At 35.9% G+C, this 13,251-nt stretch carries 13 protein-coding genes and 1 pseudogene; 8 read left to right on the top strand and 6 right to left on the bottom strand.

The annotated features are described in order from the left end of the window. Positions 1-10 precede the first annotated feature (10 nt). On the top strand, positions 11-922 hold the full coding sequence (locus JN11_RS15350; protein WP_144913958.1) for a WD40 repeat domain-containing protein: 912 nt from the start codon (positions 11-13) through the stop codon (positions 920-922). Here the strand turns inward: JN11_RS15350 and JN11_RS15345 are convergent. Beyond that, positions 919-1,680, bottom strand: a complete 762-nt coding sequence (locus JN11_RS15345) for a C40 family peptidase (RefSeq protein ID WP_144913956.1) — start codon at positions 1,678-1,680, stop codon at positions 919-921. The two genes, JN11_RS15350 and JN11_RS15345, sit on opposite strands and share 4 nt — an antisense overlap. Positions 1,681-1,781: 101 nt before the next feature. Then, entirely contained in the window at positions 1,782-2,135 is a 354-nt protein-coding gene (locus JN11_RS15340) for a 4Fe-4S dicluster domain-containing protein (RefSeq protein ID WP_144913954.1), read from the bottom strand. 102 nt (positions 2,136-2,237) lie between these two features. On the opposite strand from JN11_RS15340, the gene JN11_RS15335 reads away from it, so the two are divergent. After that, positions 2,238-3,263: an acyl-CoA reductase gene (locus JN11_RS15335; RefSeq protein WP_144913952.1), complete on the top strand. Its 1,026-nt coding sequence runs from the start codon at positions 2,238-2,240 to the stop codon at positions 3,261-3,263. A 46-nt stretch (positions 3,264-3,309) separates the two neighbouring features. Here JN11_RS15335 and JN11_RS15330 read toward each other — a convergent pair whose 3' ends face one another. Both JN11_RS15330 and JN11_RS15325 read right to left on the bottom strand, forming a co-directional pair. Further along, the gene (locus JN11_RS15330) at positions 3,310-4,629 is read right to left on the bottom strand and encodes a polysaccharide deacetylase family protein (protein ID WP_144913951.1); all 1,320 of its coding nucleotides are present in this window, start codon (positions 4,627-4,629) and stop codon (positions 3,310-3,312) included. A gap of 172 nt (positions 4,630-4,801) precedes the next feature. Continuing rightward, the gene (locus JN11_RS15325; RefSeq protein WP_144913949.1) at positions 4,802-5,224 is read right to left on the bottom strand and encodes a secondary thiamine-phosphate synthase enzyme YjbQ; all 423 of its coding nucleotides are present in this window, start codon (positions 5,222-5,224) and stop codon (positions 4,802-4,804) included. A 188-nt stretch (positions 5,225-5,412) separates the two neighbouring features. On the opposite strand from JN11_RS15325, the gene JN11_RS15320 reads away from it, so the two are divergent. From JN11_RS15320 to JN11_RS15310, 3 genes are all read left to right on the top strand, one after another. Next, positions 5,413-6,318: an alkaline phosphatase family protein gene (locus JN11_RS15320; RefSeq protein WP_144913948.1), complete on the top strand. Its 906-nt coding sequence runs from the start codon at positions 5,413-5,415 to the stop codon at positions 6,316-6,318. Positions 6,319-6,402: 84 nt separating this feature from the next. Further along, complete coding sequence (locus JN11_RS15315; protein WP_170227766.1) at positions 6,403-7,194, top strand: 5'-nucleotidase, lipoprotein e(P4) family; 792 nt, start codon at positions 6,403-6,405, stop codon at positions 7,192-7,194. A 214-nt stretch (positions 7,195-7,408) separates the two neighbouring features. Beyond that, the gene (locus JN11_RS15310; protein WP_144913945.1) at positions 7,409-8,902 is read left to right on the top strand and encodes a hypothetical protein; all 1,494 of its coding nucleotides are present in this window, start codon (positions 7,409-7,411) and stop codon (positions 8,900-8,902) included. A 79-nt stretch (positions 8,903-8,981) separates the two neighbouring features. On the opposite strand, the gene JN11_RS15305 is transcribed toward JN11_RS15310, so the two are convergent. Next, entirely contained in the window at positions 8,982-9,794 is an 813-nt protein-coding gene (locus tag JN11_RS15305; protein WP_144913943.1) for an NAD-dependent epimerase/dehydratase family protein, read from the bottom strand. Positions 9,795-9,870: 76 nt separating this feature from the next. Here JN11_RS15305 and JN11_RS15300 point away from each other — a divergent pair, with 76 nt between their 5' ends. Both JN11_RS15300 and JN11_RS24675 read left to right on the top strand, forming a co-directional pair. After that, the gene (locus JN11_RS15300; RefSeq protein WP_144913941.1) at positions 9,871-10,557 is read left to right on the top strand and encodes a class I SAM-dependent methyltransferase; all 687 of its coding nucleotides are present in this window, start codon (positions 9,871-9,873) and stop codon (positions 10,555-10,557) included. Positions 10,558-10,667: 110 nt separating this feature from the next. Then, positions 10,668-10,970: pseudogene (locus JN11_RS24675) on the top strand (VOC family protein); the annotation flags it as partial. Here JN11_RS24675 and JN11_RS15290 read toward each other — a convergent pair. Beyond that, entirely contained in the window at positions 10,971-11,870 is a 900-nt protein-coding gene (locus JN11_RS15290; RefSeq protein ID WP_144913940.1) for a glutamate--tRNA ligase family protein, read from the bottom strand. Between the two features lie 186 nt (positions 11,871-12,056). On the opposite strand from JN11_RS15290, the gene JN11_RS15285 reads away from it, so the two are divergent. Further along, positions 12,057-13,160, top strand: coding sequence for an exonuclease/endonuclease/phosphatase family protein (locus tag JN11_RS15285; protein WP_144913938.1), 1,104 nt, complete (start codon positions 12,057-12,059; stop codon positions 13,158-13,160). Positions 13,161-13,251 lie beyond the last annotated feature (91 nt).

Raw genomic sequence — 13,251 nt, 5'->3', positions numbered from 1 at the left:
CTGATTTAAAATGATCACCGTACAGAAAACAGCTGAATTAACAGGGCACGGCAATCCTATATTTACTTTGGAGCTTTCTCAAAAGCCAGGTATATTATTTACCGGTGGCAATGATAAGGGCTTAGTTGAATGGAGTTTAAAAACAAATTCCTTTATAAAAGTAATGTTTCCGGTTGCTGCCTCTGTCTATGCAATACATTGTCCGGTTGGCTATCCCCTGTTGTTTGCAGGCTTACGAAGTGGCGAGGTGCTTGTTTTTGATTTTATAAAACAAACTATTGTTAAAAGTCTGAAGTATCATAATGCACCCGTTTTCGATCTTAAATCAGTAAAGTCAAAAAATGAATTATTGATTGCCTCTGAAGATGGACAAGTTTCCATCTGGAATATAGAAACACTGGAGTTTATACATGCTATAAAAGTTTCTGATGATACTATACGTGCAATCAGTATCTCACCAGATGAAAAAAGAGTTGCATTTGCCTGTCGAAATAACCAGGTAAGTATTTATGATACCGAAGATTATGCATTAATCAAAATACTTCACGGCCACACCATGTCTGTTTTTGCCCTTCAATATTCTCCCGATGGAAATTACCTGGTAACCGGTGGTCGTGATGCGCAAATTAAAATTTGGGAAGCCATAACCTATGAATTAATCCAAAATATTCCTGCCCATCTATTTGCGGTAAATACTATCGCATTTCATCCGGAGTTACCTTATTTTGCCACTGGAAGTATGGATAAAGGCATAAAGATATGGGGCGCTGATGATTTTAAACTTTACAAAATAATCAGTCGTGAAAAAGGCATGGAAAGCCATGCATTATCGGTTAATAAAATCTGCTGGAATGGCAATCAGCTAATTTCTGTTAGCGATGATAAAAAGATAATAGTATGGGATATTGTTTTTGATGATTAAAGGAAACGTTTAATTATCCGCAATTTGTGAGTATATCTTTTTAATTCTTCCGAATAGATACCCTTTTCATCAATCGTATCTATTTTAACCTTTCCTGATGCATGAATAATCAATTCTGTATTTAATATAATTCCCACATGTACTATTTTTCCTTCAGCATTGTCAAAAAATGCTAAATCGCCTAGCTTACTATTTTGTACAGAATCTACCTTTTCACCCTGTTCGGCCTGCATACTGGCATCACGCAGTAATTTTACTCCTTTAAGCCTGAAAACCATCTGCGTAAAACCAGAACAATCAATACCAAAATGGGTACGTCCACCCCACAAATAAGGTGTGTTTAAGTATGAGCTTGCTGTAATTACCAAACTTTCTGTTTCACCAATTTCTCCTATTATTTCAAATTTTTCAGTACCAATATTACAGGTTGTTCCTTCCAAAAATGCAAGTGAGCTACCCATTGGTAAATACAAAATGCTGTTGTTCGCCGTTTTTAATGCTTGTGTAACAGGGCGATAGGTTAAAGGAGGAGGAGTTTCTTTAAATTGCTTATAAGCTAAATGGCCAATCATTATAAATTGTAAGCGGCCAATCCAACCTGTATAGTTATCAAAAGTTGTAATTATTTTCACCCAATTCGCTTTCCATTCCACAATTTCAAATATCTCACCAAATAATAACTGCGATACCTGCTCGCTTCTGTCATTATCCTCGGCCCTTAATGGGATAACCGAAAGATTACAAATACCATATTCCATAGAGGGAACTAACTGAAAAAAATTGGTTAAGCCTGTGAATTTATACAAAAAAAGGGAAGGTACATTAATACCATCCCTTTATATCGTAATGTAGTTACTTATTATTCATTAATGTGAAGCCACTCTTTTTTAGCAAGTAACTCTTCTTTAGTTTCACGAATATCTTCGTCATCCACACAGCAATCAACCGGACAAACAGCTGCACATTGCGGCTCGTCATGAAAGCCAACACATTCGGTACACTTATCAGGTACAATATAATAAATATCATCAGATAAGGCAGCCTGAGTTTCTTCGGCATTTAATGTATTGCCATCTCCAAAATCAATCAACCCCTTTAAACCTGTACCATCAGAAAAACGCCATGCAGCGCCTGCATCATAAATAGCATTGTTTGGGCATTCAGGTTCACAAGCCCCACAATTTATGCATTCATCGGTGATTTTAATCGCCATATTCTTTATATCTTATAATCTCAATTAACTTTGCCTTGAATTATCAAGATTACAAATATAACAAAAAAAGGATTTAATGGGTTTCAAAACCTTACCATATATATGTCAAATTTAACTAAGAGCAAATTAATCAGCGTTTTTTCAGAATTAGGTACTCAATTACAAAGCCCAGATGAGCAGTTATCCGCAATCATAAATGATGAAAAACAATATAATGCATGGTTTACCCCAGAAAGTGTTTCAAGAGCGGTAATTGCGATTGGCCATATGCTAAATGTTCATGATTTAGAAAACTGGCTGAGTAATTATAATTTAAATTTTTCCCACGTACCGAAAAAAATAGGATTAATATTGGCCGGTAATATCCCGCTGGTAGGCTTTCACGATGTCTTATGTGTTTTAATTACAGGTAATTATGCTCTTATAAAAGCATCATCTCAGGATTCCCGTCTTATCAAATACGTTTTGAATATGCTTGTCGCTATTGAACCAACTTTTTACGATAAATATATCATTGTAGAAAGATTGGAAAAGTTTGATGCAGTAATAGCTACTGGCAGCAATAACACCTCACGTTATTTTGAATATTATTTTGGCAAGGTGCCTAATATTATCCGTAAAAATAGAAGCAGTGTTGCTGTGCTAACAGGTAATGAATCTACAGAACAACTGTTTAAACTTGGTCATGATATTTTTGATTACTTTGGATTAGGTTGCCGTAATGTATCCAAATTATATGTTCCAAAAGGTTATATATTTAACTTCTTTTTTGAGTCTATTGAAGCCTACCAGCCTATCATCAATCATCATAAATACAATAACAACTACGACTATAACAAATCTATTTATCTGGTTAACAGCGATAAACATTTTGACAATGGCTTTTTAATGTTAAAGGAAGATAAAAAGCTGGCTTCGCCATTAGCCGTTCTATATTTTGAATATTATGATAATTTGCATTCAATTGAAAATTCACTAGAAACAGAAAAGGATAATATACAATGCATAGTAACAGCATCTCCTTTGTCTCTCAAAAGTCAATTGGTTGATTTTGGAATGAGTCAACAACCTGCCCTATGGGATTATGCCGATGGTGTGGATACCATGGCATTTCTTTCTAACTTATAATTTGCGATTCATAGTTCATGATGAACATACTACATGAACTATGAATTTAAATTTTCGATAATGTCGCTACTCCTTCATTAGGATAAGCCTGGTAAATTATATAGGTTCCTTTTTTGTCTTGTCCTGATATAGGTTGCTGATTATGCTTTCCCTGTTTTACTAAAACAGACTTCCAACCGGATGGTATATATGTTTTGAGCGTTAATGGAAGATAATACATATTCTCATCCAATGTATGTGTAAGTCTTATTGAAATTCTCCCATTATCTTCATTATTCTGAATAGTGGCATTTTCACGTTCGCGCATGTATTTAGTAACATCACCAAAAGTGGCTACCCATAATTTATCTTCATCGTTCTTGATGTACTGAAAGTATTCATCTAACAATGAACTTGGCAGCGCTTCATATCCAAGGCCATCAACACCATGAATTACAATCACCAGCCATGTATCTTTTCTGGAAACGGTGGTATCCACCCACGATTTCATTAAAGGTAATGGTGCCCGGGTATTGGCTTCTCGCTGCCACTGAATATAATCTTTATCGGTTTTTCCTGGCGTTTGTTTACTGGGGCGATCAATTTCTTTTAACCAGACTTCAGGCATCCGGTTGCGTAAAGCAGGATAAATTTTGTAAGCAATTTGCATAACCCTTTCATTCTCATAGCCATAAGGAACTTCAGTACTAAAGGTATATTGTTCGCCCATTTGATCCTTTATTTCTTCTTTGCTTTTTTCAAGTTCATAGGAAATATTTGCTGAATCCAACCCGGGCATGCTGGCATGGGTAATTGAATGACTGGCAATTTCATAACCTTCTTTAGCATATCGCCTTAAATCATCCCAAGTAGATCCCTCCTCCTGCAGTACTTCATCACATGGCTGATATCCGGGTTGAAATTCTCCGTTTCTTACTTTCTTATACAATTCATCTATTAATTGATAAGCTTCATCTGTTTTTTTTGAGTCGTACAGGCTGGCTGCTTTGGTAACGTAAGTAATTGTCCCTTTATATCCCAAATAGCCTCCTGCAGAACATCGTTCTAAAAAATTTTGATTATTTGTTGGGATAGTGGCCGACTCCGCAATAATTGCTTTAACGGGACGCCCTATAAAATCCCCATGATATTTGGAACCGGGTAACCCACCCGTAATTACAAAAAAGGTGGCCGGCAATTTAAGCCGTTCCATTATGGGCAATGCTTTTGTAAACTGATGAAGTGAACCATCATCGTACGTTATTGAAACTGCTCCGCTTTTATTATCCTGCCATTCTGTTATTTCTGTTTGCCCCACAGAGACAACCTGGCACTTAGCTACAATCACGCTTAATCCTAATGTAATAGTAAATAAAAACGGCTTCATTTGGTCAATTTTCAAGAAACCAAATATAATTTATTGAAAACTTTAGCAGTATAATTTTCTGTATCAAATCTGTTAGGTGATCTTATTATTTTTCCGTTTAAGGCGTACAAAAATGAATGTATAAACGGCGCGAACACTAGAGCAATAATTAATAAACTTAAATGAAAGTTTTCTATTCTCCCCATGCAGTAATAACCAAATACCGGCCACCTCCATAATTGCGGTGTTCACATAAATAAATCCCCTGCCATGTACCCAATGCCAAACGTCCATTTCTAATGGGAATGGTTACTGACGAACCTATTAAAGCAGCTTTCAAATGCGCTGGCATATCATCAGAACCTTCGTAATCATGTTCATAATCAGGATCATTTTCAGGAATGGTTTTATTAAAATACATTTCAAAATCCATCCTTACAGTTGGATCTGCATTTTCATTAATAGTGAGTGAGGCTGAGGTATGTTGTATAAAAACCTGGCAAATACCTATTTTAAACTCAGCTATATGTGGTAAAGCCTGTAAAACTTCTGCAGTAACAAGGTGAAATCCCCTCTTTCTTTCTTTAAGTTGAAGCTGTTGCTGATATATTTTCATTAGTTTTATGCTATTAAATATTAAGGTGTAATACTACAATTAATGTGAGCTAAAATAGTTTTAGTTTTTGATTGATGGTATAACCTCATAAAATCACACTATAAAATAAATGTGTAAATTCTTAATTACAATTTCATACAATTAGTTTATTTAAATGCATCTTTGTTGCAATAAAAAACATTCCCCAAATGAAAATTAAATTATTTTTAACCCTTTGCCTGTTATCTGTTGTTTTATTAATCACTGCGTTTACTAATTCACCTGGCATTCCTCATTATGACCATGTTATTATTGTTATAGAGGAAAACCATGGTTATAATGAACTTATCGGATCGACTAATGCACCTTACATTAATTATCTGGCACAAAACGGCGCTTTGTTTACAGACTCACATGGTATTGGCCACCCAAGTCAGCCTAATTACCTTGCGTTTTTCTCGGGCAGCACACAAGGTAGTACTAATGATGATTGCCTGGACGCGATCACTCCTTTCACCTCTCCTAACCTCGGTGCATCGTTAATCCAAAATGGTTTATCCTTTAAGGGTTATGCACAAACAATGCCTTCCATTGGCTTCTTGGGTTGTACATATCTGGATAGTAAACTTACTGTGGGTAAACTATATGCCCGTAAACATGCACCATGGGTAAATTGGTTGGGTACTGGCACCAATTCTATTCCGCGTTCATGTAGCCTACCCATGACAGAATTTCCAAAAGATTTCAGTAAACTACCTACTGTTGCATTCGTAATTCCGGATATGGATTATGACATGCACAACATCGGCGCTCCGGGTGATAAGGCAGCTATAATCAGAGGAGATAAATGGTTAAAAGAAAACCTTGCTGCTTATACACAGTGGGCGGCTAAACATAACAGCTTGTTAATTGTGACTTTTGATGAGGATGATTATAATCCACAAAATAATAACAAGATTCCCGCAATATTTTTTGGAGATCACATTGAAGCGGGCAAATACAATACGGCTATAAACCATTACAATGTTTTGCATACACTCGAAACCATGTATAATTTGCCCATAACTGATAATAATACTACTGCTGCAGCAATAACTGGCGTTTGGAAAAAATAGCAACCTATTTACTTGATGTTTTTTTGTTTTATTAAACAATTTCGACTCTATTACGGTTACTTAGTATGTTTAAATACTTATCACATGAAAAAATCACTGCTACTTATTTTGATTAGCTGTAATTGCTTTTTTGCATTTTCACAGTCTAATTTATCAATCGCCAATGGGGGTAAAACGTGGGCCTCTATTTACCAGCAACGCGCTGCTGAGTATAAAGCATTGTGTTTTCAGGCCTATAATATCGCCAAAATGAGGTTGGATATCGCACTAAAAAAACATCACTCCAAACCTTATGCAATAGTTACAGATATTGACGAAACCTTACTAGATAACAGCCCATATGATGCTCAAAGAGCACTTAATAATCTTAATTATGACACAACGACCTGGAAACAATGGACAGCCAGAGCGATATGTGATACCGTTCCAGGAGCTGCTTCATTTTTTAAATACGCTGCTTCAAAAAAAGTTAAAATTTATTATATCACCAATCGAGATGAAAATGAGCGTTTCGGTACATTGAAAAACTTACAACTATATAATTTGCCAAATGCGGATAATGATCACCTGTTATTGAAACAAAAAGGATCAAGCAAGGAAAGCAGAAGGCAGCAGGTTTTAAAGACCTATCAAATAGTTTTATTATGTGGTGATAACCTGCCTGATTTTGATGCTCTGTATGATAATCAACCATCTGAAGAGCAAAGGGCTGCTACAACACAAAAACTGAGAAAGCAATTTGGTGACCGCTACATTATTATACCTAACCCAAGTTACGACGATTGGGAGTTTGCCATATTCAACTATAACTATCACCTGAGCAATGCACAGAAAGACTCTGTAATTAAATATAAATTAAAAACAGCGCCACAATAACAGATATTAGATAAAATTTTGTTGATAAAAGAGACACCATATTTAGGGTCTCTTTTTTGTTTAGGTGTATTTTAAATAGATTAGTACTTAAGTGTGAAAAGGTAAAATTACGGTATCTAAAAGCGTAATTTTACTGTAAGGATGTCCCGTTTTTTGACTTACCTTAGATTAATCAATAAAATTTATTGATTAAAACTAACCTTATCACATTTTAATGAAAAAGCCCATTTTAATATTTAGTATTTTGGGGATCATTGTTTTCTGTTTGCTCAGATGCACTAATCCTACAAAAAATAAAAACGTTGCAGAAAGTCTGTCAACGTCCATTGATACGAGTTTTACGATCAATTTTAAACCTTTCCCCCCCACCGATCTAGATTCAGGTGCCAGTCCTAAACAATTAGTGGAGTTTGCGTGGGAAGAATTTCTGGCCCTAAACTGGAAATCATCTTATGATAAAAACAACAAAAGAGATTATCCGGATACCTTATGGACATACTATAATGAGCCTGGTGCATATCCTTCACTTGATGTTTGGGAAACCTTTGCACATAAAACAGAACTAAGACCTTACAGCAATAAAATGCTTCCTTTTGATGCCGCACCGCACTATAGCTATCATGATACACTTCTACCAGCAAATTCAGCAACCAGCTTTACACTTTTTAATAACCTGGATGAAAACAATGAAATTGGATCATGCGATATGTATGCCCATGTAAACGTTTTTAAAGAAAAATATCAAGTACTTTATGAAGCCAAGGTAAACCGATTTGAATACGATTACATTCAAAACAATTATGGTGATACATTGAGCCTGCACAAGGCTATCAACAATACCCGGGATAACATAGCCAAATTTGGAGCCTATTATCAAAAAGGAGTAAATAATTCTTGTGGATGCCCTGTAGGTGCACATGTAGTATGCCTGCCCTGCGGTGGCGGACAATCAACCGGCACTATGGAAATTAAAGCCGCCTGGCGCCGGTTAACTAATTTGGACGACAGTACAAAATTCTTTACCCGTAATGTTATTTACTACACAAAGAATGCTCAGGGTAAAGTTGTTTATAATAACATTACCTATGCACTTATTGCATTACATATCATTCACAAAACACAAAACTACCCTGCTTTTATATTTGCTACCTGGGAGCATGTTGATGTAAAACAAGATAGTATGGGTTATGTACTATTAAATAAATCTGGAAATGAACATGGTGGTATTATGCCCCCAATGCGCGATTCTATACAAAGTATTACCGTAGCTTCAACAAACTATGTGCATGGCAAACTACCTGCAAAATCTATATGGCAAAACTATCGCCTGGTTGGTGTACAGGCTACCCCTACCAGCGATAGCACTTCTACCAATTTTTTCCTTGCCAACTATGTGGTGGAGTCTGACAGAACTTTAAACCATTTTAATGGCAGCAGTATTGCTAACCCACATGATCATGGGGCCAACGTATTGTTTAAAGGTAATTTTTACAGCATGGGTGGTTGCCAGGGTTGTCATGGGGCAACACAATTAAAGCAGGGGACAGATTTTTCATTTGTTTTAGATACCGTTGGCAAACCAGTAATTACACCTGATATTGGTGATAAAAATGCCACAGGTAAACTGGCTGCTTATATCCGTACATTTAAGGTTGCTGAAAAGCAAACATTAAAATTAATGAACGGTAAGCCGCATCCTTTAAAGTAGTAAGTGTTAGAAGTAGTTTGAATAACGGGGTCGCTTCATTTAGTATGAGGCGGCCTTAATTTTTTAAGCGCTATCTTCATTATGTATTAAAGTCACAATCTTCCCAATTAGCAACTTTAAATTGATAAGCTAGGATTGTAGGAACAAAAATACTATTAACTATTTTCCAGCCATTTAATTCGTCAATAAACTGAGGCAATACGAATTCGCCTTGCTGAGCTGCATGTATATAAAAATCAGCTTTTGCAGGATGATCAGGAGAACAGGCATTAAATAAATAACCGAAAGCATCCTGTTTAATTATGGCGCTTGTTATTCCAATACAATCATCCAAATGAATAAGGTTTACTAGAGATTTACCATTGGGGATATTTTCTTTCCCGGCAAAAAATCTGCCCGGATGCCTGCCTGGGCCTACTAATCCCGCAAAACGAATAATGGTTGTTTTAAAAGGGTTTTCCCGTTGAAAAAGCTTTTCTGCCTCTGCTAAGAACAAGCCACTCTCACCATCAGGTTCTGGATCTGTAAGCTCATTTACTTCATTATTTCTATCACCATATACACCGGTTGAACTGATGTAAATAACTTTTTTAATTTTATACCGACTGATAACTTCAATAATATGCTTAAGTTTTAGGTGATAATCCTGCCCTTCTCCGCTTCTGAATTTGGGAATAATGGAGATTACTAATACATCACATTCAAAAAATGCAGGATTAAAAACCTCAAATGCCGATCCAAACTTAATTTGGTAGGATATTATACCGTTATTAGAAAGATTTTCCAGGTTCTCTACGGAAGTCGTTGAGCCTTTAACGGATATACCATTCTCCATCAGTGCTTTTGCAAGCGCTTTACCATACCATCCACAACCTAAAATACTAACCGTCATTTTGTGCTAAATTAATTAACTATCATTACAAATAATTAAACATCATCCATAAATTTACTTTATACTTTTGCACCTGATGAACGATGTTTTAGGACAAGCACTGTTTGATTATTTTCATCATCAGTCGAAATATAAACTGTGGATCCATAACCAATATGGTGAAAAAGAAACAATGCCAATAGCCGCTTTTTTCAGAGAAGAACAAGACATGCCGGATATAGAATGGCTGGCCCTTGAACGTTGCGAAGGAAAAGTACTGGATATTGGTGCAGGAGCCGGAAGCCACGCCTTGTTACTACAGAATAATAAACTGGAGGTAACTGCAATGGATATTTCCCCGCTGGCTGTTGCAGTAATGAAAGCCAGAAATGTAACAAGTCCTATTGAAGCTGATATTTTCACATACAAAGGCTATAAATACGATACATTATTACTCCTTATGAATGGTATTGGTTTGGCAGGAAATCTGGAACGACTAAAAATATTGTTATTGCATTTAAAAGAACTGATGAATGATGGTGGTCAGCTTCTTTTTGATTCATCAGATATCAGCTATCTTTATGATGGAAAACCAATGTCGGATGACCGTTATTATGGCGAGATCAATTATCAGTACGAATATAAAAAACAAAAAACAGAGTGGTTTAAATGGCTTTATATCGATGAACATAAAATGAAAGGGGTAGCCGAAAGTTTGGGTTTTAAAATGGAAGTGCTGCTTGAAGATGAATTTGGACAATATCTGGCTCGATTAACCATATAAATTCTTCAAATAGATAAACAAATGACTACACAAGTAACAACCTTTGTACCAACACTGACTATCGGCAAAGGCGTAACAGATATTAGTTTTTATGAAAAGCATTAGGCGCGGTTGAACTGAGGAGATGGAGTAATGATGATGGAAGCATACATGTTGCTGAGTTGGCTATTGAGGGTTCTATATTTCGTTTGCATGAAGAAAACCAAAAATCCGGAACCATTAGCCCTGTAACCGTAAAAGGAGTTACAACTGTAATAGGACTAAGAGTTACTGATGTTGATTCATTAATGGAACGTGCTAAAAAGGCGGGTGCTGAAATTATTTCGCCCACAAAAAGCTACGATTATGGCTACAGACAGGGCGACATAATGGACGTTTTTGGCCACCATTGGATGATAGAAACGGTTATTTGATTATAGAAGTGCCAAATCACCAAACTCTTGCCAGTTACTTACTGATTTATTTATTCCAAGCATACGGGCAATAAGCGAATAAATATCAGAAGCTGATTTACCATTTTGACGAAGATACCGGATAGACGTTGCCCCTGCAGATTTGGAAAGCTTTTTATCCATACTCTGCATTAACAATGGATGATGATAGAAAGTTATATTATTAAAGTTATTTCCACCCAATACCGCTGCCAAATGATGTTGTACCACAGTTGATGACCACAAATCATCTCCCCTCACTACCAAATCTACTCCATAAAAAAGATCATCCACAACTGATGCCAGCTGATAAGATGGATAGCCATCTTTCTTTTTAATGATGACATTATGCATATCTACTGGCAAAAAAGTTTTAATATTTTTTCCAGAATAATCTTTAACTTCTATTTCTGGATTTCCATCTGTAATTAAACGCCAGTTTGTATCATTTATTGACAATTCAATTTGAAGTTGCTGGCAGTTACACTTATAGATATTATTTTGAGCCATTAAGCCTAACTGCTTACGTGAACAATTACAAGCATAAACAAGTCTATTCTCCTGTAAATAAGCCATTGCCTCCTTATACATCCCTATCCTATTTTGTTGCGAATAAACCTCTTCATATTCCTTAACATTACTTGGGCCCTCGTCCCATGGAATCTCCATGAAATTTAGCGTATCAAATATATCCTGTACATATTCATTATTTATTCGCAGACGATCAAGGTCATCTATTCTTAATAATATTTGAGCACCACATTTTCTGGAGATATAAGCTGTGATGGCAAAAGACAATACATTACCAAGGTGCAAAAAGCCACTTGGCGTAGGAGCCAAACGTGTTTTATTGTAAATATTCTTTTTATCAGTTTGTTCCATCTTGTTTTATCAAGCCTAATCCACACCATATGTTAAGTTAATATAAACACATAATTATGAAATAAACACAAGGTTACTTTATTGTAAATAATAGTATTTCTTTGCGCCCAAATGAAAACAAATTATTTTATATACCCCTACTTATTACTACTTGTATTTATTTTTTCGGCTTGTTCTAAAACTCCCGTGAGTAAATCAGTAACCCCTGTAAAAATAGTAACTACTCCACTTGATACTACCCCATTGCCCAATACGGTAAGTAAATCAGATACTATAAAAGTAATGGCTTACAACGTTTTAAATTATGGAGATCTTTGTCAGGGTCCAACATCTTTGCTTGATGGCTATTTAAAAACGATTGTTCAGTTTGCAAACCCGGATTTGTTTAGTTGCGAAAAAATGAATGCATTCCCAATCTCGCCAACGGATCCGGCAAATTTGGCAGTCGAAATCACCAATAATGTACTGAATGCCGATTTCCCAAGCAAATATGCTTATGCTACCCCTTCAGACATTAGCGGAGACAGCAAAATGAGCGTATTATTTTATAATAAGCAAAAATTCACATTTATAAGCATGCAAACCATTGTATCATACATATCTGATTTTAACTTATATAAACTTTATTATAACGATCCAAATTTAACCATCACTCATGATACTACTTATTTATATGTTTTGGTAAACCATACACAGTCTGGATCATCATCAACTGATCGAGATCAGCAAGAGACGCAAGAAATGCAAGCTTTGCGAAGCAAATTTGCTTATTTACCTAACTTAATAAATATGGGCGACTTTAACTTGCGTAGTAGTTATGAAGCAGGTTATCAAGCTATCACCACCTCAACAGATAGCACTACCAAAATGAGTGACCCTCCGTTTTATCCTGATAAGGTATTCGCCTACCCGGCTAACTGGGACAATGATCCGGTAGATTATAGTTCATATTTAACCACATCAACCCGCAAACTTACCAATGTACCAAATACTTGCGGCACCAGCGGAGGTGCAAGTTCCTGGTACGATCATATTTTTATTTCTCCATGGCTGATAAAAGGCACAAACTATATCAGTTATATTCCTAAATCTTATCAAACTATAGGGAATGATGGCAACCGGGTGGACGAAGATATAAACAGCCCAATTCCTGTTGTAAATACATCCGCGCCTTCGGCTGTAATAGATGCATTATTTCAATTTTCAAACAAATACCCTGTGACTATAAAATTGCTGATTAAAGCCAATCGTTCGGGGCACAGTGTTGCTGACCCTATAGCTAAAAATTAGAATTCTTATAAATCATTTATACAAAAAGACCATCTGCAGTTGGCAGATGGTCTTTTTGTATAATCTTTTTTTCATTTTTCCCGTTTAATGC

It is taken from the genome of Mucilaginibacter frigoritolerans (assembly GCF_007830615.1).
Classification (GTDB): domain Bacteria; phylum Bacteroidota; class Bacteroidia; order Sphingobacteriales; family Sphingobacteriaceae; genus Mucilaginibacter; species Mucilaginibacter frigoritolerans.
This window is presented reverse-complemented; position numbering and strand designations above follow the sequence as displayed.

Excerpts from the sequence above, each read along its gene's own strand:
- JN11_RS15350 (WP_144913958.1), top strand. The coding sequence starts at position 11 with ATGATCACCGTACAGAAAACAGCTGAATTAACAGGGCACGGCAATCCT.
- JN11_RS15345 (WP_144913956.1), bottom strand. The coding sequence starts at position 1,680 with ATGGAATATGGTATTTGTAATCTTTCGGTTATCCCATTAAGGGCCGAG.
- JN11_RS15340 (WP_144913954.1), bottom strand. The coding sequence starts at position 2,135 with ATGGCGATTAAAATCACCGATGAATGCATAAATTGTGGGGCTTGTGAA.
- JN11_RS15335 (WP_144913952.1), top strand. The coding sequence starts at position 2,238 with ATGTCAAATTTAACTAAGAGCAAATTAATCAGCGTTTTTTCAGAATTA.
- JN11_RS15330 (WP_144913951.1), bottom strand. The coding sequence starts at position 4,629 with ATGAAGCCGTTTTTATTTACTATTACATTAGGATTAAGCGTGATTGTA.
- JN11_RS15325 (WP_144913949.1), bottom strand. The coding sequence starts at position 5,224 with ATGAAAATATATCAGCAACAGCTTCAACTTAAAGAAAGAAAGAGGGGA.
- JN11_RS15320 (WP_144913948.1), top strand. The coding sequence starts at position 5,413 with ATGAAAATTAAATTATTTTTAACCCTTTGCCTGTTATCTGTTGTTTTA.
- JN11_RS15315 (WP_170227766.1), top strand. The coding sequence starts at position 6,403 with ATGAAAAAATCACTGCTACTTATTTTGATTAGCTGTAATTGCTTTTTT.
- JN11_RS15310 (WP_144913945.1), top strand. The coding sequence starts at position 7,409 with ATGAAAAAGCCCATTTTAATATTTAGTATTTTGGGGATCATTGTTTTC.
- JN11_RS15305 (WP_144913943.1), bottom strand. The coding sequence starts at position 9,794 with ATGACGGTTAGTATTTTAGGTTGTGGATGGTATGGTAAAGCGCTTGCA.
- JN11_RS15300 (WP_144913941.1), top strand. The coding sequence starts at position 9,871 with ATGAACGATGTTTTAGGACAAGCACTGTTTGATTATTTTCATCATCAG.
- JN11_RS15290 (WP_144913940.1), bottom strand. The coding sequence starts at position 11,870 with ATGGAACAAACTGATAAAAAGAATATTTACAATAAAACACGTTTGGCT.